The sequence below is a fragment of the Craterilacuibacter sp. RT1T genome (assembly GCF_023502145.1).
Classification (GTDB): Bacteria; Pseudomonadota; Gammaproteobacteria; order Burkholderiales; family Chromobacteriaceae; genus Craterilacuibacter.
Window position 1 is genome coordinate 1 of the sequence record NZ_JAMFLI010000003.1, and the last position, 21,268, is coordinate 21,268.

20 protein-coding genes are annotated in these 21,268 nt (G+C 59.1%); 5 read left to right on the forward strand and 15 right to left on the reverse strand.

Translation table 11 applies throughout. From position 1 onward, the window contains the following. The coding region (locus M3P88_RS06370; RefSeq protein WP_249615213.1) for a protease inhibitor I42 family protein at window positions 1–319 on the forward strand (319 nt) is incomplete at its 5' end. A 72-nt stretch (window positions 320–391) separates the two neighbouring features. Here the strand turns inward: M3P88_RS06370 and M3P88_RS06375 are convergent. Together M3P88_RS06375 and M3P88_RS06380 are read right to left on the reverse strand one after the other, a co-directional pair. Next, entirely contained in the window at window positions 392–1,645 is a 1,254-nt protein-coding gene (locus M3P88_RS06375) for a hypothetical protein (RefSeq protein WP_249615214.1), read from the reverse strand. Window positions 1,646–1,875: 230 nt separating this feature from the next. Then, window positions 1,876–2,793 (reverse strand): LysR family transcriptional regulator, encoded by a 918-nt coding sequence (locus M3P88_RS06380; RefSeq protein ID WP_249615215.1) that lies wholly within the window; start codon window positions 2,791–2,793, stop codon window positions 1,876–1,878. Window positions 2,794–2,885: 92 nt separating this feature from the next. On the opposite strand from M3P88_RS06380, the gene M3P88_RS06385 reads away from it, so the two are divergent. Genes M3P88_RS06385 through M3P88_RS06400 form a run of 4 tightly spaced genes read left to right on the forward strand, consistent with a single transcriptional unit; the run spans window position 2,886 to window position 5,400 of the window. Next, window positions 2,886–3,425, forward strand: coding sequence for a cytochrome b (locus M3P88_RS06385; RefSeq protein WP_249615216.1), 540 nt, complete (start codon window positions 2,886–2,888; stop codon window positions 3,423–3,425). Window positions 3,426–3,435: 10 nt separating this feature from the next. Then, window positions 3,436–3,978: a YceI family protein gene (locus tag M3P88_RS06390; RefSeq protein ID WP_249615217.1), complete on the forward strand. Its 543-nt coding sequence runs from the start codon at window positions 3,436–3,438 to the stop codon at window positions 3,976–3,978. A 21-nt stretch (window positions 3,979–3,999) separates the two neighbouring features. Next, window positions 4,000–4,569 (forward strand): YceI family protein, encoded by a 570-nt coding sequence (locus M3P88_RS06395; protein ID WP_249615218.1) that lies wholly within the window; start codon window positions 4,000–4,002, stop codon window positions 4,567–4,569. Window positions 4,570–4,626: 57 nt separating this feature from the next. Then, the gene (locus tag M3P88_RS06400; RefSeq protein WP_249615219.1) at window positions 4,627–5,400 is read left to right on the forward strand and encodes a DODA-type extradiol aromatic ring-opening family dioxygenase; all 774 of its coding nucleotides are present in this window, start codon (window positions 4,627–4,629) and stop codon (window positions 5,398–5,400) included. Between the two features lie 26 nt (window positions 5,401–5,426). On the opposite strand, the gene M3P88_RS06405 is transcribed toward M3P88_RS06400, so the two are convergent. From M3P88_RS06405 to M3P88_RS06465, 13 genes are all read right to left on the reverse strand, one after another. Continuing rightward, complete coding sequence (locus tag M3P88_RS06405) at window positions 5,427–6,998, reverse strand: methyl-accepting chemotaxis protein (RefSeq protein WP_249615220.1); 1,572 nt, start codon at window positions 6,996–6,998, stop codon at window positions 5,427–5,429. A gap of 64 nt (window positions 6,999–7,062) precedes the next feature. Further along, window positions 7,063–9,522, reverse strand: coding sequence for a putative bifunctional diguanylate cyclase/phosphodiesterase (locus tag M3P88_RS06410; RefSeq protein ID WP_249615221.1), 2,460 nt, complete (start codon window positions 9,520–9,522; stop codon window positions 7,063–7,065). Continuing rightward, window positions 9,519–10,523, reverse strand: coding sequence for an ABC transporter substrate-binding protein (locus tag M3P88_RS06415; protein WP_249615222.1), 1,005 nt, complete (start codon window positions 10,521–10,523; stop codon window positions 9,519–9,521). The genes M3P88_RS06410 and M3P88_RS06415 overlap by 4 nt, the downstream gene beginning before the upstream one ends. A gap of 189 nt (window positions 10,524–10,712) precedes the next feature. After that, window positions 10,713–11,792 carry an FAD-dependent oxidoreductase gene (locus M3P88_RS06420; RefSeq protein WP_249615223.1) on the reverse strand — a complete coding sequence of 360 codons (1,080 nt, stop codon included), beginning with the start codon at window positions 11,790–11,792 and terminating at the stop codon, window positions 10,713–10,715. Then, complete coding sequence (locus tag M3P88_RS06425; RefSeq protein WP_249615224.1) at window positions 11,789–12,427, reverse strand: DUF3047 domain-containing protein; 639 nt, start codon at window positions 12,425–12,427, stop codon at window positions 11,789–11,791. Before M3P88_RS06425 ends, M3P88_RS06420 begins: the two co-directional genes overlap by 4 nt. Beyond that, a complete protein-coding gene (locus M3P88_RS06430; protein ID WP_249615225.1) occupies window positions 12,424–13,041 on the reverse strand; it encodes a CDP-alcohol phosphatidyltransferase family protein in 618 nt (205 codons plus the stop codon). Before M3P88_RS06430 ends, M3P88_RS06425 begins: the two co-directional genes overlap by 4 nt. Continuing rightward, entirely contained in the window at window positions 13,034–13,684 is a 651-nt protein-coding gene (locus M3P88_RS06435; RefSeq protein ID WP_249615226.1) for an ATP-binding cassette domain-containing protein, read from the reverse strand. The genes M3P88_RS06430 and M3P88_RS06435 overlap by 8 nt, the downstream gene beginning before the upstream one ends. Next, window positions 13,662–15,263: an ABC transporter permease gene (locus tag M3P88_RS06440; protein ID WP_249615227.1), complete on the reverse strand. Its 1,602-nt coding sequence runs from the start codon at window positions 15,261–15,263 to the stop codon at window positions 13,662–13,664. Before M3P88_RS06440 ends, M3P88_RS06435 begins: the two co-directional genes overlap by 23 nt. Window positions 15,264–15,266: 3 nt before the next feature. Further along, on the reverse strand, window positions 15,267–16,448 hold the full coding sequence (locus M3P88_RS06445; protein ID WP_249615228.1) for an ABC transporter substrate-binding protein: 1,182 nt from the start codon (window positions 16,446–16,448) through the stop codon (window positions 15,267–15,269). A gap of 10 nt (window positions 16,449–16,458) precedes the next feature. Then, window positions 16,459–18,603, reverse strand: coding sequence for a dihydrolipoyl dehydrogenase family protein (locus tag M3P88_RS06450; protein WP_249615229.1), 2,145 nt, complete (start codon window positions 18,601–18,603; stop codon window positions 16,459–16,461). A gap of 164 nt (window positions 18,604–18,767) precedes the next feature. Further along, window positions 18,768–19,397, reverse strand: a complete 630-nt coding sequence (locus tag M3P88_RS06455; RefSeq protein ID WP_249615230.1) for a MarC family protein — start codon at window positions 19,395–19,397, stop codon at window positions 18,768–18,770. Window positions 19,398–19,695: 298 nt separating this feature from the next. Next, window positions 19,696–20,061, reverse strand: coding sequence for an arsenate reductase (locus M3P88_RS06460; RefSeq protein ID WP_249615231.1), 366 nt, complete (start codon window positions 20,059–20,061; stop codon window positions 19,696–19,698). Window positions 20,062–20,072: 11 nt separating this feature from the next. After that, a complete protein-coding gene (locus tag M3P88_RS06465) occupies window positions 20,073–21,212 on the reverse strand; it encodes a PilT/PilU family type 4a pilus ATPase (protein ID WP_249615232.1) in 1,140 nt (379 codons plus the stop codon). Window positions 21,213–21,268: the final 56 nt, after the last annotated feature.

Here is a 21,268-nt window from a genome sequence, read left to right on the forward strand (position 1 = left end):
TGCCGGGCAGGTGCTCAGAATAGGGGAGGCGGATAACGGCTTGACGCTGCAGATGCAGCGCGGGCAGCACTTGCAGCTGGTGGTGCCGGCTAATCCGTCTACCGGCTATGTCTGGCAGGCTACGGGGTTTGCCCCGGTGCTCGCGCAGCAGGGCGAGGCACTCTGGGTGGCGAATGGCAGCATGCCGGGTAGTGGAGGGGTCGAAACCTGGTCTTTTGTCGCCGACAAGACGGGCGTCACACAGTTGCGGTTACGCTATTTGCGGCCATGGGAAGCGATGCCGCTACGCGAGCTGAGCTACCGCGTTGAGGTCTATTGACTGATCTTTTTAATGCACGCTCTGGAGTATGCAAAAAGGCGCACGGCTAGCGTGCGCCTTGATGATGAGCATTTATTTGATGCGTTTGAATACGATAGGTTGAGACGTGTTATCCGCCGCAGTCAATGTAAGGCTATCTCCGCTTACTGTCAGTGGCAATGTCTGGTCTATGTCAATAGAAGAGACATGGTTGCCATAACCTCCCTTGTCCACGGTGCTGACGCTGGCGTGCGACAGACCCCACCAGCCGGTCTGATCTTTCAAAACTTGGTAGTTAAGGGTGTTGCTCTCCCATGTGTACTGACCGATCTCAAAACCATTACATGCGCCAGGTGTTTTGTCATCCACCAGATCACATCCATTGCGACCCGTTTCCACCATCAGATACTTGGTGACGCCGGTTGTTTTCCCGGTGTTGTAGAAGGTCAGTAGCACATCGTTATTTCCGGCTTTAACCGTCCAGCTGCCAAACAACGGCTTCTCTGCAAAAGGTGTCAAACGTTCAAATTGGTGGCTAGCCTGGTTGTCCTTGACCTGAAGTACACCATCCTTGAGTGTGAAATTAAAAGTACCCTGCGGATGGGAAAGCCCCCACTCACCATTGGTGTCAATCTGCGGGTAAGCCTTAAGCTCGCCCGTGCCGGCATTCCAGCTATAGTTGCCTCGTTCAATACCCGGCTTCCCGCTGTTATCTGCGTCGCCATTCTGGGCCAGGGTATAAGTGCCATCAGGCAGGAGGGTTAGCAGCACCAGTGGGTCGGTATCTCCTTGTATCATCCGCCACGAGCCGGCAATCCCTGTGGTTGCCAGTGCCGCATTCATATGCGCGGTGGCCTGATCTTCGGCAACCAGAGCTTTGGGCAGTACCTTGCCCGCTGCAGCGTCGAAGTCTGCGGACTTGAAGTCCAGTTCGACGGTTTTTAACTGCTCGAACAGGGTGCGTGAAATCGTGATGCCGTTTTCCGGATTGTCGTCATCATCCAGCGTTTGCAACAATTGCGCGATATTGATCGCGATGGCGCTGGCCTGATCATTGTTCCCTGCCAGCATCAAGGGGGTGAGCAGCGCGGCGGCTTTGGCCGCAGGCAACTGGATCCCGCCGATGGAGAAGGTCACGCTTTCGCCTGGCAAATAGCGGAACTCGCCTTTTTCATTGGTGTAGCCGGATTGTGTCGCCGTTTTGTACGCGACGCCTGCCACAACGCTATCCTTGAATACGCCAGTCTGTGTTGTTGCCGTTGCACTGTCTGAACTGCTGCCTCCGCTGCCACCGCAAGCAGCCAGAATGACAGGTAACGTGATGGCGAGTAGGTGTCTGCTTTTCATATATCCCCCTTTGGTTTGTGGTGCTCCTTTAAGTAAAAATTAGGGCGAGCCAGAAAAGCCGGATTTGACCCATGTCAAATGATTACGATCATGGGTTTGAATAGGCTATTTTTTTGATGCTTTTTTATTTGAAACTCATTGATATTTATAGTTTTTTGTGTTTATTTTGTGGCGGAAATGGTCTTGATTTTCTGTTGGATTTTGATTGCCCAACTGACCGGGTCAGTTCGCTAAACCACTTGTGCCGTTTCACTCCATGCGGCCGCGTCCAGCCGGGTGTGTAGAAAATCCACCATGGTTCTGACCTTGAGCGGCAGGTGCTTGCGGCTGGGGTAGAGCGCATAAATGGCCACTTCACCGGCACTCCACTGCGGCAGCACTTCAACTAGCCGTCCGGCTGCAATATCTTCACCAACGATAAAGCCGGGCTGGCGCACCAGCCCCAGATGCGCCAGTGCAAACTGGCGGCAAACATCCCCATTGTTTGCAAGCAGGCGCGAGTCTACGCGTACGCTGTATACGTCCTCACCATTTTGCAATGCCCATAACTGGCGCTGGCTGGCATAGCTGTAGTCGATTACGCTGTGTTGCGTGATGTCTTGCGGGTGTTGCAGCGGCGGACGCCCGGCCAGGTAGTCGGGGCTGGCGCATACCATCAGGCGGGCGCTGCAGAGTTGGCGCACGATCAGTTGCGAGTCGGGCTGTTCGCTGCTGATGCGAATGGCCAGATCAAAACCGTCTTCAATCAGGTCTATTTTGCGGTCGGACAGGTCGATGTCCAGCTGGATGTCGGGATGGATCGCGGCAAACTCGGCCCATAAGGGGGCCAGATAGCGCGCGCCAAAACTGAGGGGCGCGCTCATGCGCAGCAGGCCGCGCGGCTCCAGACTATGGCTGGCCGCTTCGGCTTCCGCTTCGGCAATGGCCTGCAATACCTCGCGGCAACGCGCAACATAGCGTTGCCCTTCTTCGGTCAGGGACAGACGCCGCGTGGTGCGCTGCATCAGCCTGACGCCCAGCTGCATTTCCAGATCGGCCACCAGTCGCGACAGTCTGGTTTTTCCCTGTTCCAACTGGCTTGCTGCTGCGACAAAGCTGCCCTGATCCACCACCGCCACCAGCGCCCGCATCGCTTCTAGTTTGTCCATTGTTCTTTATTTCGCATTAATTTATTTCATTTTAGGTAGTTTATCGCGATCTCAAATGCCAATACAGTGCGCCATATGACAAAGAGGGGGCGATGATGGCAGCAAAGGCGTATGCGCCACTGCAAGTGTGCTTGCACTGGTTAATGGCGGTTCTGATTGTAGCGACTCTTGGCGGCGGGTTTTATGTGGCGGGTCTTGCCTTGTCGCCAGCCAAATTCCGTTATCTGGCCTGGCACAAGTGGGCGGGTTTTGTCGTGCTGCTGCTGGTTTTCATGCGTCTTGCCGCGCGGCTGCGCTATGGCGCACCGGCGCTGCCTGGCCATATGGCCCCTCTGGCACGGGTGGCCGCCCACGCCGGGCATCTGGCGCTATACGGCTTGATGCTGACGCTGCCGCTGACCGGCTGGCTGATGAGCTCGGCCAAGGGGATCCCGCTGGTGCTGTTTACGGTATTGCCTGTGCCGGATCTGCTTGCGGCCAACCCTGAACTTGCCGGGCACCTTGCCTTCTGGCATCCGCTGCTGGCTTATACCCTAGCTGCTTTCATAGGTCTGCATGTGCTGGCCGCCCTTAAGCACCACTATCTCGATCGCGACGGCCTGCTGTTTCGTATGCGCCTGCGTCAACCATAAGGATGTAATGATGAAAAAACAGATTTTGGCGCTCGCGCTGTGCCTGCCGCTCTGGGCGCAAGCACAGGTGCTGGATGCCGCGGCCAGCCGGCTTGATTTCACACTGACCCAGATGGGCGTGCCGATGAAGGGCAGCTTTCGCGCTTTCAAGGCCGAGGTGAATTTTGATCCGACCAAACTGGCCGCCAGCCGTGCCGATATTCGCATTGCCACAAGCAGTATCGCTTTGCCGGCGGCTGATGCGGTGAACGAAGCGAAAAAGCCGGACTGGTTTGATGTGGCACGCTACCCCGAGGCGCGTTTTGTTGCCAGCCAGTTCAAGCAGTTGGCTCCTGAGCGTTTCGAAGTGCGCGGCAAGCTGACGCTTAAGGGCGTGACGCGCGAGATTGTCGCGCCGTTTACCACCAAGGCACAGGGCAAGAAGCTGCTGATCGACGGCATGCTGCCGGTGTCGCGCCTGGCATTCAATATCGGCGACGGCAGTTGGCGTGATACCGAAACCGTATCCGATATTGTCAAACTCAATTTCCGTCTGACCCTGATTCAAGCCTGAATAAACCCGAAGGAGCACACCATGAAAAAAACCCTACTTGCCAGCCTGATTTTGTCTGCCGTTGGCGCTGCTTATGCCGCACCGGTCAAGTATGAAATCGACCCGACCCATACCACGGCCAGTTATGAGGTTAACCATCTGGGCATGTCGCTGCAAAGCGGGACTTTCAGCCAGATCAAGGGCAATTTGCTGGTCGATGAGGCGGCTAAAGCGGCCAGGGTGGATGTCACGATTCCGACCGCTACGCTGAATAGCCATCTGGCCAAGCGTGATGAGCATCTGAAAAGTGCCGACTTTTTTGATGTAGCCAAATATCCGACCATGCGTTTCGTTTCGGACAAAGTGCTCTTCAAGGATGGCAAGCCTTCCTCCATTGATGGCCAGCTGACGCTGCTGGGGGTGACCAAGCCGGTGACGCTTAAGGTGCATTTCGCCGCCAAACAGGCCAACCCCATGAGCGGGGTGGAAACCTGGGGGGTGAACGCCACCGGCCAGCTTAAGCGCAGCGAGTTCGGCATGAAGACCTATTTGCCGGGTATTGCCGACGAAGTAAAACTGGATATTGCGCTGGAAGCACCCAAGGCGCAGTAATACGGCGAGCGGCTTGGCCAGGCTCAAGCCGCGTCTATCCGCGATAGGAGTTCAGTCATGCGTTTGCCTACCTTGTTTATTTCTCACGGCGCGCCCACGCTGGCGCTGGAACAGGGCGCCGATGCGCAATTTCTCGCCGCGCTTCCTGCGCGTTTCGCCGCGCCGCGTGCGGTGCTGGTGGTGTCGGCACACTGGCAGGCGGCGCAGCCTGTGATCGGCTGTGCCGCGCAGCCGGTGACGATGCATGATTTTTCCGGCTTTCCCGCGCCCTTGTCTGCGCTGCACTATCCGGCTCACGGCAGCCGCGAGCTGGCGGGCGAGCTGGCTGCCGCGCTGGACACAGCCGGCATCGCTTATGCGGTCGATGATATGCGCGGACTGGACCATGGCGCATGGGTGCCGCTGAAACATATGTGGCCAGAGGCCGGTGTGCCGGTACTGACACTGGCGCTGCCTTATGCGACAGACGCAGCAACATGGCTGGCTCTGGGGGAGGCTTTGTCCGCTTTGCCGGCGCAAGGCGTGCTGATATTGGGCTCGGGCGGTTTTGTACACAATCTGGCGGCCTTGCAGGCAGATGGTAGCCCGCCGCCACAGTGGGCACAGTCGTTTGAAGCGTGGATGGACGATGCCTTGCAAAACGGCCGGCGCGAAGCGTTGCTGGCCTGGTCGCAGCAGGCGCCTTATGCGCGTCAGGCGCACCCCAGTTGCGAGCATCTGGCGCCGCTGTTTGTCGCCCTGGGAGCGGCAGGGTCTGCGGCCCATGCGCAAAAGTGGTATGCGGCGTGGCGTTACGGCAGCTTGTCGATGGCGGCTTACGCCTTTGTCTGAAAGCGTAAGCCGGTGCGGGGGGCGTGTCAGACTTCGAAGGTTTCCGCCAGCTTGCGCATCTCACCTGCACGGACAGACAGGCCGCTAATCTGGCGGGTCGCGTTGGCCAGATGTTCGTTGGAGGCGCTAAATTGCTCGGCAATGCTCAGCATTTCATTCGCCAGATGGTTGGCGGCTGCCGATTGCTGCTGGTTGGCACTGGCGATGTCCTGCATATTGCCGTCTACGGTTTCGGTTTCGCGTGAGACGGCATGAATGCCATCGGCCGCATCTTTCTGGGCGAGTGCGCTGTTCTGGCTTTGACGGGTGACATCGCCCATCTTGTGGATGGCGTTGCTGGTCGCCTCATTGACATGGGCGATCAGCTGGTTGATCTGTCCGGTTGACTGGCTGGTGCGCTCTGCCAGCTTTCTGACTTCATCGGCCACGACGGCAAAGCCGCGACCCGCTTCACCGGCACGCGCGGCTTCGATGGCCGCATTCAGCGCCAGCAAATTGGTCTGCTCGGCAATATCGTGAATGGTATTGCTGACCAGGCTGATCTGGCCGATGGCGTCCCCCAGTGAAGCCACCGTTTGCTGGGCCGTCTCGACCTCGCGGCTGAAGGTGCCGCTTTGCGTTTCCAATAGCGAGAGCTGCTTGCTGCTGCCATCCAGGCGCTCGCGGGTCATTTTGCTGATCTGTGCAGACTGGGTGGCATTTTCTGCAACTTGCGTGATGGAGGCGGACAGCTCTTCAATCGCGCTGCTGATATTGGTGACGCTGCTGCTGCCGGTGGCGATGCGATCTTGTGTTTCGTGCATGCGCGCTTCCAGTTGTGCGCTGCTGCTGGTCAAGGCATGGGCGGCAGTCTGGATGTCGTCAACTACGACCTTGGTTCTGGCCTGCATGATAGCGAGTGCTGTTGCCAGTTCCCGGGCGATGCCGGACTGTTTGCAGGCAATGGGTTCGCCCAGCCGGCCTTCGGCCATGGCATGGCAGGCGTCAATCAGCGCATGGATATTTTGTTGCTGGCGCTGCTCATAGTGCTGCCAGAGCAGTGTGGCGCTCAGGGCGAAAGCGCCCAGGCCCAGTGCCAGCGGCGAGGCCTGCCAGGCGGCCATGCCGGCGATAAGCGCGCACATCAGTAATCCGTAAAGCCGGCGTACCGTCTTTTCACCGGGGCCTTTGCGGGGCGGGCGGGGCAGCGCCGCGGCCGACATCAGGGCCGGGTAATCGCGTTGTGCCTGCTCGATTTGTGTGCGCGAGGCCGGAGAGCGTACCGACATATAGCCCGTGGTTTTCCCTTTTTCCTGCATGGGCAGCACGAAAGCGTCTACCCAGTAATGGTTGCCGTTCTTGCAGCGGTTTTTGACCAGGCCATTCCATGGCTGGCCCGAGCGTATGGTCTGCCATAAATCGGCAAACAGTAGCGGCGGCATGTCCGGATGGCGCACGATATTGTGATGTTGTCCGATCAACTCGTCGCGGGTGAAACCGGAGATTTCCAGAAAGCGGTCGTTGACATATTCAATCACGCCATCCAGTTGGGTGCGGGTGACGATGATGCCCTCGGTAAAGGGCGTTTCCTGATTGGTAACTGGCTGGTTGTTGCGCATGGTCGGCTCCGGATGGATGAATTTTTGAGCGTTTGTCTTGGTCAATGCACGGCGGGTAGGCGTGCTATGCATGTTGCTCCGGGCTATGGATCAGGGTGTCGATGACAGTTTGTGCCGGCATCGGACGGGCAAACAAATAGCCTTGCAGGGTCAGCTCGCCACGTGCGGCCAAGAAATGTTGCTGGGCTTGTGTTTCGACACCCTCGGCAACAATGGCCAGGCCAAGATGGCGGGCAATGGAAATAATGGTGTCGACCAATGCGCCATCGTTTTTGTCGCCGGGCAGGTTACGCACAAAGCTCTGGTCTATCTTCAGCTCGTGTATCGGCAGTTGCTTAAGATAGGCCAGCGAGGAGTAGCCGGTGCCAAAATCGTCAATGGAGAAGCGTATGCCGGCTTCGCTTAGCGCCGCCATTTTGGCGCGTGCCTCATCGAATTTGTCCAGCAACAGCCCTTCGGTGATCTCCAGTAGCAGCCGGTTGGGCGAGGCGCCTTCGCGCTCCAAGGTGGCTAAGACGGTATCAACAAAATTATCTTGGGCGAAGTGTTTGGGGCTGACATTCACGGCAATGGAAATAGGGCTGCCGGCAGCCGCAAGCTGAGCCAGCGCCTGACAGGCTGCCGTGAGTACCCAGTTATCCAGCTCGATGATCAGGCCGCTTTCTTCGGCCACCGTGATGAACTCGCCGGGGGGCACCAGACCACGCACCGGATGCGCCCAGCGCACCAGTGCTTCCAGGGCGCAGACTTGCCCCTGGGTATTCACCTGATGTTGCAGATAGAGCCGTAGCTCTCCCTCTGCGATGGCAAGGCGCAAGTCGCGTTCGATATCAAAGCGCTTACGTGCGATGTCGCCCATGCTGCTTTCGAAAAAGGCGATATAGCCGCCGCTTTGCCGGCGCGCGCGCGAGAGTGCGGTCTGGGCCATGAGCATCAGTTCGCTGGCATCTTCATCGCCACTGGCCAGGGCAATGCCGATGCTGACGCTAAGCTGTACCGGACTGCCTTGCAGCTCAATAGGCAGGGCGACGCTGGCTTGTACATCGTTGGCCAGATGCATCATGACCGAAGCGGCCTCCCGCCTGGACGCAGGCAGATTGGTTTGCAAAATGGCAAACTCGTCGCCGGTCAAGTGTGCCAGCAGGGCATGGGGGAATTGTGCGGCCAGCCGTTCGCCCACACTGCACAGCAACTGGTCGCCGGCTTGCATGCCGCGTGCTTCGTTGATTTTGTTGAAACGGTTGATATTGAGCACCAGCACGGCCACACCACCTTGGCGGCTTAGCGTTTCATCCAGTTTTTCCAGCAGCAGTTTGCGGTTAGGCAACTGGGTGAGTGAGTCATACAGTGCCAGCCGGCGCGCATCTTCCTGAGCGCGGTAGATGCAGGCAAGGTCGCTGAACAAGGCGACATAGCGGTTGATGCTGCCGTCTTCTTCGTTACGGATGGCGCGCACCATCAGCCACTGCGGATAGATCTCGCCATTTTTGCGCTTGTTCCAGATTTCGCCCTGCCACAGACCCGTTTGTTTCAGCGTCCGGTGGAATTGGCGGAAAAATTCCGTATCGTGCCGGCCCGAGGCCAAAAGTGTCGGGGTGTTGCCGAGTGCATCGGTGGCGCTGTAGCCGGTAATGTCGGTAAAGGCCGGGTTGACGGCAATGATGCGGCTATTGACATCGGTGACGAGTATGCCTTCAGTCGCGGCATCGAATACTTGCTGTGCCAATTGCAAGCTGGCCTGGTTGGCCAGCAGGCTATCGCGGTCTTGGCGTGTGCGCTCAAGGCCGGCATTGAAAACCTGCACCAGTTCGCGTATTTCGGCAACACCTTGTTCCGCGACCGGGGGCAGGTCGAGCCGGCCTTGTTGTAAGGCGCGACTGCGGCCGAGTAAATCGGCCAGCGGAATGGCCACATTGCCGCGTACCCACCACGACAATATCCCGGCAAACAGCAGCATGCCCAGCCACTCGGGCAGGCGCTGCCATAGGCCGTGGCTAAGCCCTGCGGTCATGTTCTGGCTGTAGTCGTAGCGTATCCATACCACGCCGCGCTCCAGCGCACTGATTTCATGCGGACTGGCCGCCATGGTGTACGGCATCATGATGCTCAGTTTCTTATTGTGCGCATCATGACTCAGCCGCGCTTTTACGCCGGAGCGGGCGAGGGCAAAGCCGGCCCCGTCCCAGGCCGGCAGCGCGAGCGCCGCCGCTTGCCCTTTGCGCTCACTGCGACTGGCGTAGCGTACTTGCCCATCGGCGTTAACCAATGCAGTTTCCATGCTGTCGCTTTTGGCGCCGGTGAGCATGACTTCGGCTTCGAGCTGGGCAGGATTGTGCTGTTGCAGCGTAGCGGCCAGACGGGACAGACGCGCCGATTCGCTACGTAGTAGTGCATCGGCTTGTTCGTGGATGCTCTGCGTTTCGATTTGTCGCATCCAGCCCAGAGACAGCATGACTGAAAGCATAAAGGCGATAATAACGGCCAGCGGCAACAGCAAGCGCAAGGATAGGGCGCGATATTTCATGTAGAAAAACCCGGTAAAAATCGTGGGTTGCTTAGCCGCTCGGTCAGCCCGGTTTGGGCCGGTAACAAGCCGGCATCCTGCATCAGCCGGCTTAAGCGGCGTGCCGCAAGGGTCAGCAATGATGGTTCGCCGTTTAGCAGTTGCAGGTTGTGGTCAGAGCCGGGTAGTACGAGGGTCGAGAAAATGGCTGCAAGGGCTTCGGCTTGCTCGTGCATGCGTAAAGCCATGGTGGCAAGCACGCTTGCCTGTGCCTGATTCAGGCGTTCCAGTACCGCGAAATGGGCACGCAGTAATAAACGCAATGCATTTTTATGTGGATCTAGTGCCTCGCGGCGTACGGCGAGGACATCGAAAATGGTATCGGGCAAGTCGCTGCTGTCAAACAGGATATGTCCGCCCAAGCGCTGCAGCTTGGTGCTGACCGGCGGATAGCTGATCAGGGCATCAATCTGCCCTTTACGCCAGGCATTTTCATGGTCATTGACCGGCAACGGAATAATATGGACGTCTTCGGGTTTGAGTTTTGCCGCCTGCAAGATGCCCGCCAGCATGACTGCGCCCGTAGCCGAGCTTTCCACGCCTATGCGCCGTCCCTTGAGTTCAGGTAAATGCAGGATGTCTTCTCTGGCAAGCAGTACGTCTGCACCTGCAGAAATATTGAATACCATCACTACAACCAGATCCAGACCGGTGGCACGTGCACGCAGGACTTCATCCAGCGTCAGGGTGGCGGCATCGGTGATGCCGGCTGCAAGTAATTGTAATGAATCGCTGGCAGATGGCACCTCGATCAGATTGACCTGATCGGCCGGCAAGAGTCCCTCGTGCCGTGCAACAAACAGCAGTTCATACCCGGGCCAGATATGGCTGCTTATTTTAAGCGCGGTCGGGTGTGCAGTGCGGCAAGCGGGTAGTAAAGCCCCTAGCCCTAATGCGCAGCCGACGCTAAACAGGCGGCGGCGGTAAAAGGATGGCAGAGGGTTTTCAGCCGCGAGGTTCATAATATTTTCAATAGTTTTCTATTGTCATATGCCGATGATATTACCGCTTTAAAGACCCGTCTATGATTATGGTCAAGGCATGGAGTCGTTTCTGCAGGGTGTGGCCGTGCAGGGCATTCGTGTCGGGGTGCTTGGTGGGCTTGCCGGCACCGTGCTTTAGCATGCGGTGCATCTGCAAGTTTGTGTTGTTTAACGCTGGAAACGACGCATAAAACCGCGGTCTATATGGTCCTTGAGTTTCCATACCCAGGTACCTGCAAAGCTGAAACCCTTGTATACGCCGATGGCGCGCTGAGGCCCCGAGACCAGCAGTGACAGATAGCTGCTTTGTGGCGTGTAGTGCAACAAGGGCTGGCCATCGACTGCCGCCAGCAGGTTGTGCATCAGAATCGCACCGTGGCGCACGGCATAGACACCGGCCTTGTCATGGATGTGACCTATCTGGCTGGCGATATCGCCACCGGCAAATACGCATGGGTGGCTGGTCGAGCGCAAGGTCGCATCGACCTCGACAAAGCCTGCCGCATCGCAGGCCAGACCGGCAGCCTGCGGCCAGGCTTGCGCGGTCGAGCCGCTGGCCCAGAACAGGCTATCGAACGCCAGCTCCGACCCCGATGCCAGTTGCAGCCTGTCAGTGCTAACTACAGTTATTGCCTCGCCTTCGCGCAAGCTTACGCCGGCAGCCTGCAGGGCTTGTCTTGCCAGATGCGCGGCGCGCGCAGGATGGCGCTTAAGCAGGCTGCTGCGGCTGATCAGCGAGATGTGTTTTGCCGGATATCTGAGCGCCAGTGCCAGCGCCAGCTCTACGCCGGCCGCGCCGCCACCGGCTACCACGATCTGCTCCGGCTCGGGCCGGGCATCCAGTTGCTGCAGGCGGCGAATAAAGCCGTCTATCGGCTTGACGCCGCAGGCCGCATCCGCCGCGCCGGGTACGGCGCTAAGTTTGGGGCTAGAGCCGATATCGAGCGAGAGCAGGTCGAAGTCCAGTGCGAGCTGGTCCGTGTATAGCCTGCGTTTTGCCAAGTCCAGCTCGGTGGCGGTGTCGTGAACCAGCCTGACACCGGCGGCCAGACATAGCGGGGCAAGATCGATATGCATCTCTTCGCGCGAGTAAGCGCCGGCAACCAAGCCGGGCAACATGCCGGAGTAGGGTGCAAGCACATCGCGCGTCAGCAGCGTGATGTCCAGATCGGGGCGGGGCTGGCGTATCAGCGCCTCCAGTACAAATAAATGGCTGTGGCCGCCACCGGTTAGCAGTAGTTTTTTCATTGTGCGGAAAACCAGATATCGCCATACCAGGCGCTGGCTTTGCCGCCGGCGTTATCGGCGTCGCTCATCAGCGCCACCGCATCGATATGGTCAAAGTCTTCGCCGAAGGCGGCTTTCAGGTCTTCGCGTACATTGCGCTTGTGCGCCACCCACTGCCCGGCCTTGGCATTGCCGCTGTCCAGAGCCAGCAGCATGGCCTGAGCAACAAAGGCATTGGGCCAGCGGCTGCCGACGGGCTGGTTGCTGGACCAGACATAGTTCAGTGCGCGGCTGGACAGGCCGAAGGGGCCGCGCTCATCCACCACATACACCCGCGCCGGATAGTCGTCGCCGCTCTTGCTTCTTTCGTTGACGCCGGCGTAGGTATTGCTGATTTTCCAGCGCCAGTTAAGAAAAGGCGTCTTGGTCAGATCGACCTTCATCTTGCGGAACTTGCCGGAGGCACCGCCATCGGCATCGGCCCGCAACACGGTGCTGTTGCCATCCTGCACCAGCCGGTAGCGGGTTTCACCCTTGAAGTTTTTAGTGTCCCAGCCGGCGAGCGAGCCCTGGCTGAAGGCACCGGCCAGCGGCTCGGCCGCGAAAATGCTGCTGGCAGAGAGTGCCAGCAGCCATACAGGATTCAGTCTCTTCATGCTTTGGGTCCGGTAAAGCTGTGCCAGCCGGCGGCAAGCCGGCTGAACGTGGTCAGGGCGCACAGTGCGGCAAAGCCCCAGGCCAGCAGCGGGAAATAGGCGGGAAAAATGCACATCAATGCAAAGCAGGTCAGCGTTTCGCTGGCCTCGGTCAGTCCGCCCAGATAGTAAAAGCCCTTATTGGGGTAGGTGGTGCTGTGGATGCGGCGCTTTTCGGCCATCACGGCAAAGGCAAGAAAGCTGGTGCCGGTGCCGACAAAGGCAAAGATGAGTGCCGCACCGGCCAGGGCATTGCTCTTTGGTGCTGCCAGCGCAAAGGCAAACGGGATGGACGAATAAAACAGGAAGTCCAGACTGATATCGAGAAAAGCGCCGCGATCGGTCGGGGTGGTGAGCCGGGCCAGTGTGCCGTCGAGCCCATCCAGCAGGCGTGACAGCAAAATCAGCGCAAGGCCGCTTAAAAACCAGTGCTGGCTAATGGCCAGTGCCGCCAGCAAGCCGCAGGCAAAGGCGCTTAGCGTGACCGTGTCGGCATGGATGCGCTGGCGGTGCAGGGCTCTGGCCATGGCCGCCAGCGGTCGGCTTAACAGTGGCAACAGCAGGCGGTCAAGCATCAGGGGCCTCCAGCTGGATGACCCGTCCGCCGGCAGGGATGTCGGCGCTGTCATGGGTGACCAGCAAGGCCGGAATCGCGCGCGCCTGCAAATGGCGATAGACAAAGTCGCGCATGTCCTGGCGCAAGCGGCTATCCAGCCGCGAAAAGGGTTCGTCCAGTAACAGCATGGCAGGCTCGGCCAGCAGGGCGCGCATCAAGGCTACGCGTGCGGCCTGGCCGCCGGAGAGGGTGGAGGGGGCGCGTTTTTCCATGCCGCTCAGTTCTGCGTCTTGTAGCGCCGCCCTGACCGCATCCTGGCGTGCCTGGCCGCGCAGGCTGGCGGGCAGGGCAAAAGCCAGATTCTCGGCTACGCTCATATGCGGAAACAGCAGCGCGTCCTGAAACAGCAGGCCGATGCGGCGTTGCTCCATGGGTATTCCCGTCAAGTTCAGTCCCGCCAGACGTATCTGCCCGCTTTGGCGGATGGCAGGCGGCAGGGCGCCAGCGATGGCCGCCAGCAAGCTGGACTTGCCGCAGCCGGAAGGGCCCATCAGGGTCAGGATTTCGCCCGCTGCCAGTGTCAGGCTAAGCGGGCCGATGGCGCGGCCATCGGGCAGGGTCAGGCAAAGTGCGTCCAGTTCAAACAGCGTGTTTTTCATCATCGGGTAGGGTGCGTGCCAGCATAAAAGCGATCAGCGGCAATAAAGTCGTAAGCAGGGCATAGGCGGCCATCACGCGGCGATTGCCGCCTGAGGATAGTGCTACCGCTTCGGTGGTTAGCGTCGTGATGCGCCCGGCCCCCAGATACAAGGTGGGCAGGTATTGGGCCATGCTGACTGCGACACCGACGGCGGCAGCAGCGGCAATCGGTCGCGCCAGCATCGGCCATTTGACGCGCCAGCAGGCTTTGACGCGCGCGTATCCCAGCGCGCGCGCAAGCAGCAGATAGCGCGCATCGAAACGCCGGTAGGCGGGAGCCAGCACAATCACCATATAGGGAAACACCCAGAATAACTGTGCCCAGGCAACGCTGAGCAAATGGCCCTCCAGTTGCCAGGGCAGGGCCAGCTGGTACAGGCCGGCGACCAGCAAGACTTGGGGCAGGATAAGCGGTGCCAGCAGCAGGCTGGCCACGGCCGGGTGCTCGCTGCCGTACTCCAGCCACAATAGTGCCAGCAGCAAGGCGGCCGAAACACTGAGTAGTGCCAGCGCCACGGTGCTGGAAAGATGGGCGGCCAAGGTGTCGCCACCGTCTTGCCAGGCGGCGAGTGTCAGGCTTTGCGGCCAGGGCTCGGGAAAGAGCCACAGCCCGGCAAACGACCATAGCAGCGTCAGCAGGATGACTGCGCCGTAAATCGCCAGCAAGCTGATGGCCAGCATGCGCCCGCCAAGTTCGGCGCTGCGTTGTCCGCGCTGGCCGTCGGGCCAGCGGTGGCGCGCCAGCCATATGCGCCACCATAAGGCAAAGAGCAGCAGCAGTGCGCCGCTAAGCAAGGCCAACAGCCAGCTGCCGGCCATGGCTGGCGCCAGGCGTGCCGGATCGCCTTCCTGCAGCCACTGCCATAGCAGCACCGCCAGCGTAGGCGGTGTGCCGGGGCCTGCGATGATGGCCATATCGATGACGGTCAGGGCATAAGCCAGTACCGCGCATAAGGGCCAGGCCAAGCGCGGCAGCAATTGCGGCAGAATGATCCAGCGCCAGATGCGCTGCGGGCTATAGCCCAGGCTGGCGGCGACTTGTGTCTGCTGGGCAAGCTCGCGGCGCGCGAGAAACAGCGCGATATTCCACAGCAAAAACGGCATTTCCTTCAGGCATAAAGCCAGTGCCAGCGCCAGCCCTTGCGGATCGTTGACCGTTACCCAATCCGGCGCGTCGGCGGGAGCGCCTGCGATGGCGGCAAACAGGCGTACCAGCATGCCGCCAGGTGCAATCAAAAAGACCAGCCCGATGGCAAACGCCGCATGCGGCAAGGCCAACATGGGCGAAAACAGCGCGCTCAAGCGTAACCAGTGACGGCTGTGATACAGGCTGCGCGCAATCAGCAGCGCACCGCCTAGCGCAGCTGCACTCCCCAATAGCGCCGAAATCAGCGTGCTGCTCAGGGCGCTTGCAAACTGCGGGTCGGTGATCAGTGCGCCAAGCGCCGCGCCGGACAGCGCCGGCCATAGTGCCGCCAGCAAGGCGGCCAACAACGGCAGGGCAAACAGCAGGCCGACCAGCGTCAGGGTCAATACGGGCATGGATCAGGCACCGCCTGCCTTGCCGTAGCGGCGCAGCCATTCTTTCTCCAGCGCATCCACCCAGCTGGCGTGCGGTTCGGCCAGTGTCTTGACGCTGGCCGGCAGGCTGCCGGCGGCGCTTTGCCGCAAGGCCGCGCCTTGTGCGGCCGGCAGCTTGGCCGGATCCAGTACGCTAGGGTCACCCCAGATGGCGACATCGGCTTTTTTGACTTGTGCTTCGGGCGAGAGCAGGAAGTTGGCCAGCACCTTGGCTGCGGCGGCCGATCTGGCATTAAACGGGATGGCGACAAAATGCACATTGGCCAGCGTGCCGCCCTTGTGTCCATAGCTGTAGGCCGTTTTGGGCAGGCGCTTGGCGGCAATGAGATTGGGCACTTCATTCGGGTTGAAGCTGATGCCCAGCAGCAGTTCGCCATCGGCCATCATCTGCAGCGTTTGCTCGCCGGAGCTGGCAAAGGCCTGACCCTTGCGCCACAGCAGAGGATGCAGTTGATCAAGGTAGGCCCATAAGGCGCGGGTTTCCCGGGCAAAAACCGCCGCGCTGACCGGCTGTTGCAGCAGCGTCGGGTTGGGGGCCAGCTCCAGCAGCGCCTGCTTCAGGAAACTGGTGCCGTGAAACTGTGGCGGCTTGGGGTAGCTGACCCGTCCCGGATGGGCTTTGGCAAAGGCCAGCAGGCTGGTCATGGAGTCTGGTGGCGCGGGCACACGGCTGCGATCGGCAATGAAAGTCAGCTGGGCACCGCCCCATGGCGACTCCAAGCCCTGGGTGGGTTCGGCAAAATCGCGCTCCACCGGCTTTTTCAAGTCGACATAGCGCCAGTTGGGCAGGTCTTTGGCAAAGGGCGCCGACAATAGCGCCTGATTTTTCATGCTGCGGAAGTTTTCGCCATTGATCCAGACCAGGTCCACGCTGCCGCCTTGCGTGCGTCCGGCGGCTTTTTCCGCCGCGATGCGGCGGATGACTTCGGCCGTGTCGGCGGTTTTGACATGCTTGACGCTGACGCCGTAGCGTTTTTGCGTTTCCTTGCCGGCCCAGGCGATATAGCGGTTAATCGCCTCGCTGCCACCCCAGGCATTGAAATAGACGGTCTGGCCGCGCGCTTGTGCCAGCGTCTGCTCCCAGTTGGCACGCGCGGCGGGGCTGAGCAGGCTTAGTACGAGCGTGGCAAGTAGCGTGTATTTCATGTCTGTCCTGTTAGTGCGGCGGGTTGTGGCAGGCGCGGCGTAAAAACCAGCGTGCCAGACGCAGCGCCCACGCCGGGGTATGGGCTTGCTGCCAGAGACCGGCGACGGCTTTATTGCCCTCCATCCAGGTCGGGTAGCCATGTATGGTGGCCAGCACTTTCTTTAGCCCCAGGCCGTGCTTCATGGCCAGCGTCCACTCGGCCAGCATGTCGGCGGCGTGTTCGGCCACAATACTCACCCCTAAAATGCGGTCGCTGCCCTTGGCCGTCAGCACCTTGATAAAACCGCGATTGGCCTCGTCGGCAATGGCGCGATCCAGCTCGGCCAGGTCCAGACGGGTGGTTTCATAGGCGATGCCTTGAGCCTGCGCTTCGTTTTCGTTCAGGCCGATGCGGGCCGCTTCGGGCGAGGTAAACACCGCCATCGGCACCAGGCTATGGTCGCTTTTAAAGCGGCGCAGCCCCTGAAGTGCATTGGTCGCGGCGATCCAGCCTTGTTGTGCCGCCATATGGGTGAACTGGTAGGGGCCGGCCACATCACCACAGGCGAAGATGTGCGGCATGCGTGTTGCCAGCGTGTCGTCCAGTACCAACTTGCCGTCTTCCAAGAGCCCCAGTTGTTCCAGCCCGAAGCCGCTTAGCCGTGCTTTGCGTCCGGTGGCAAGTAATACCTGATCAAACGCCAATGTCTGTGTCTGGCCTTGCTGGCTGTAGTGAAGCTGCTTGCAGCCGTTGCTCTGGCTGAACTGATGAAGGATGGCGTGACAGATCACCTTTACTCCATCCGCCTGCAGCGCCGCACTGATGCTGTTTGCGGTGTCGATATCGTCGCGCGGCAAGAGTTGCGCACCGGCTTCAAGCAAGGTGACACGACTCCCCAGGCGGGCGAAGGCTTGCGACAGCTCGCAGCCTATGGCGCCACCGCCGATGACCAGCAAGTGCTCGGGTAGGGTGGTGAGTGACCATAGGGTTTCCGAGGTCAGTGGCGCGCAAGAGTCCAGCCCCGGGATGGGCGGGATGGCCGGCGCGGCACCGGTTGCGATAATGATGGCGCGCGTGTTGAGCGTGCGCTCGCCGACCTTAACCTGCCATGGCGAGATAATCTGCGCCTTGCCCTGTATGCACTCGACCCCCAGTGCCGTGTAGCGCGCTATCGAATCATGGGGGGCGACACGTGCAATGACACGCTTGACCCGTGCCATGACTTCGCTAAATGGTGCGTGCAGGCTACCGTTTAAGCCGTAATCGGCGGCGTGGCGTGCCTCGTGGACCAGCCTGGCCGAGCGTATCAAGGCCTTGGAGGGAATGCAGCCGGTGTTGAGACAGTCGCCCCCCATCTCGCGCGCTTCAATCAGTGCCACGCGTGCGCCGGCAGCTGCGGCGATATAGGACGCAACCAGCCCGGCCGCGCCCCCACCTATGACCACCAGATTGGTTTCGAACTGTTTGGGCTTGCGCCAGTGGCGCAAGCGTGCCTGTTTGCGGTAGCGGCGCAATAGTGCGCTGCTGGCGAGCGGCAGGATGGCCAGTAAGACGAAAGAAGCCAGCATCAGCGGCGACAGAATGCCGGACACGCTTTGCAGCGTACCCAGTTGCTCTCCTGCATTGACGTAGACAAGGGTGGCCGGCAGCATGCCCAGCTGGCTGACCCAGACATAGGTTGACACGCGCATGCGGGTGAGCCCCATGACCAGATTGACGACGAAAAAGGGAAAAAGCGGTGCCAGACGCAAGCCAAACAGATAGCTTTTGCCTTCTTGTGAGATGCCGGTATTGACCGTGGCCATGGCTTTGGCAAAACGGCGCTCGACGCTGTCGCGCAGTAGATAGCGCGCCGATAAAAAGGCGAGGGTGGCACCCAGTGTGCTGGCAAAGGAAATGATGAGGGTGCCGGCGGTCAGGCCAAATAATGCCCCGCCCAGCAGGGTGAGCAAGGTCGCGCCGGGCAGCGACAGGGCAGTCGCCAGCACATAAAGCGTAAAGTAGATGGTGATGCCGGCAAAATAGTTTGCCGCTACGGCGCTGCGCCACTGCCCCAGATGCGCATGGATGCGCTCAAGACTCAGCCATTCGCTGCCGCCCAGTGCGAAAAATGCCGCGACCAGCGTACAAAGGGTCAGCACCAGTGCCAGACGTAAAAAAGCATGTTTGCTCATGGCGCACTTGTCTTGCCGTAGGAGAGGGTCGGTATTTTAACCGCTAATCATGCGCAACTGATTTTTATCAGGCCAATGGGCTTGGTGTTCCGTATTTGTTTGCTTGATCGGTGAAAAGCAGGCAAAAAAAGGGCGGCACAGAAAAGTCCTGTGCCACCTGGTGTTTAGCGGGCAAGCTGTGGAAACAGGCGGTAAACCCCGTCCACGATAATTTCTACCGATAGTGCGGCCAGAATCATACCCATGACCCGGTTGACGATATTGATGCCGGTCTGGCCCAGGATGCGGCCGATAGGTGTTGCCAGTACCAGGGTGACATAGCAGGCAGCCGCTACCAAGAGGCCGCTGATGATCAGTGCTAGGAGTTGCAGCCACCCCTTGGCGGCACTGGCATAAATGATCACTGTCGACATCGTTCCCGGCCCCATCATCAGCGGGATGGCCATAGGTACGACCGCGATATTGGTTTTGGCTTCGGCTTCTTCACGCTCCTGCTTGGTCGTCTTGGTCGGAGACGATTTGGCGTTCATCAGCGAGATGGCGATCAACATCAGCAGCATGCCGCCGCCAACCTGGAACGAGCCGATGCTGATGCCCAAAAATTTGAGCAGCGCATCGCCGACCAGAGCAAAAACGATCATAACAATGGCGACGGTCGATGCCGTCGTTTTGGCGATGGCTTTGCGTTCTGCTTGTGATGAATTCGGGGTCAGACTAATAAAAACAGGTATTGCACCCAGCGGGTTAACCAATACGAGCAATGCGGTAAATATTTTAATGATTTCAAGTTCCATGGCGCGGATCATACCTCTGTCAGGTAGATATCTCATTCAGACTAGGGACGAGAACAGACACGCTCGCGCCAATGCCTTCTCTGGTGAAGCAAAATAGCAGGCCCAGCCTGATCATTCAGGTTGGCACCGTTGCATTCAATATGCTTAAAGTAGCAGGTTTTGCGGGGCTTGCTGCGCGAGAGAGAGGGCTGTTTGCGCGTGGCGATAGCCGGGCGCACGCAAGTGCGCTTTGGGGTGTGGCATCAGGATTTTCGCCAGTGTGGAGGCTAAAACCTGATGCCACAGGTGAGAGTATGCTTTATTCGCCGTCGTGCTGTTGACCTAGGTGCTGGCTGTAGTTGTTCTCGTTAAATCCAACAATCAGCAGCGTGCCGTATTCAAGAACCGGGCGTTTGATGAGCGAAGGCTTTTCCATTATCAGGGCGATGGCCGTATCCGCATTATCGGCGCATGCCTTGTCTTGCTCGCTCAGCGCACGCCAAGTCGTTCCTTTACGGTTGATCAAAATAGCCAGATCTGTGCGCTCCAGCCAGCGCTTTAGGGTGGCCTCGTCAATGCCCTGTTTTTTAAAGTCGTGGAAACAGGTGTCGACTTGGTGTTCGGACAGCCACAGGCGGGCTTTTTTTACCGTGCTGCAATTAGGTATGCCGTAAAGGGTGATCATGGTGACGGGGCTTATTTAAGGGTGAAACCGGCAAAGTCCGGAAGGTCGGGGCTGCTGGCCGGGGTGGGTGTTGGTCTGGGGGTTTTATTCTTTTCTGTGGCGTGGTTGATCAGCCAGTACAAATTGGTGGGCGAGTCGGCATTTTTCATCGCCTCGTCCAGACTGATCTGTCCGGCGTTGTAAAGCTTGAACAGTGATTGCTCGAAGGTCTGAGCACCATCGGACATTGAAGCCTCGATGGCATCCTTGATTTTATCTACCTCACCATGGCGTATCAGTTCGGCAATGTGCGACGTGTTGATAAGCAATTCGACCGCAGGTATCAGCTTACCCTGGGGGTTGGGGGCCAGGCGTTGCGAAATGACGGCCTTGAGAGAGACCGACAGATCCATCAGCAAGGCCGTGCGCGACTCGGCCGGGAAAAAGCTGATGATGCGGTTGAGCATGTGGTAGCTATTGTTGGCATGCAAGGTGGTGATGCATAAATGCCCTGACTGGGCGTAGTTAATGGCATGGGTCAATGTTTCTGCATCACGGATCTCGCCTATCATCAGCACATCCGGCGCTTCCCGCATTGCATTTTTCAATGCGGCAGTATACGAGTGGCTGTCTATGCCGATTTCACGCTGATTAATGATGGATTTCTGGTGACTGAACAGAAATTCGACCGGATCTTCTATCGTCAGGATGTGGCCGCTCTGCGTCTGGTTGCGCAGATTCAGCATGGCGGCAACGGTCGAGCTTTTTCCCGAGCCGGTTGCGCCGACGACGATAATCAGGCCGCGTTTGTGGCGGATCAGTTCCTGCAACGTAGAGGGGAGGTTGAGCTCGTCAAGCGAAGGGATTTTGGGCGCGATATGGCGGATAACCATTGCGACCGTGCCACGCTGGCGGAAGATATTAACGCGGAAATTGCCCAGCCCTTCGACCTGACGGGCAAAGTTCATTTCCATCTCCCGTTCGAAATCTTCGATTTCACGTTCATTCATCAGGCTGTAGGCCAGATGCTGAACATTTTCCGGGCTAAGCGGTTTGTCGTTGACGGGGCGTACCGTGCCGTCAATCTTAATCTGGACGGGAGCAAAGCTGGTGTAAAAGGTGTCGCTGGCTTTTTTTTCAGCCATCAACTTCAAGAAAGGCAGCATCAGCATGGGGGAACTCCGGCTGCAGAGCGTGGCTGTTTCGATATAAAACCCCGGACGCCATG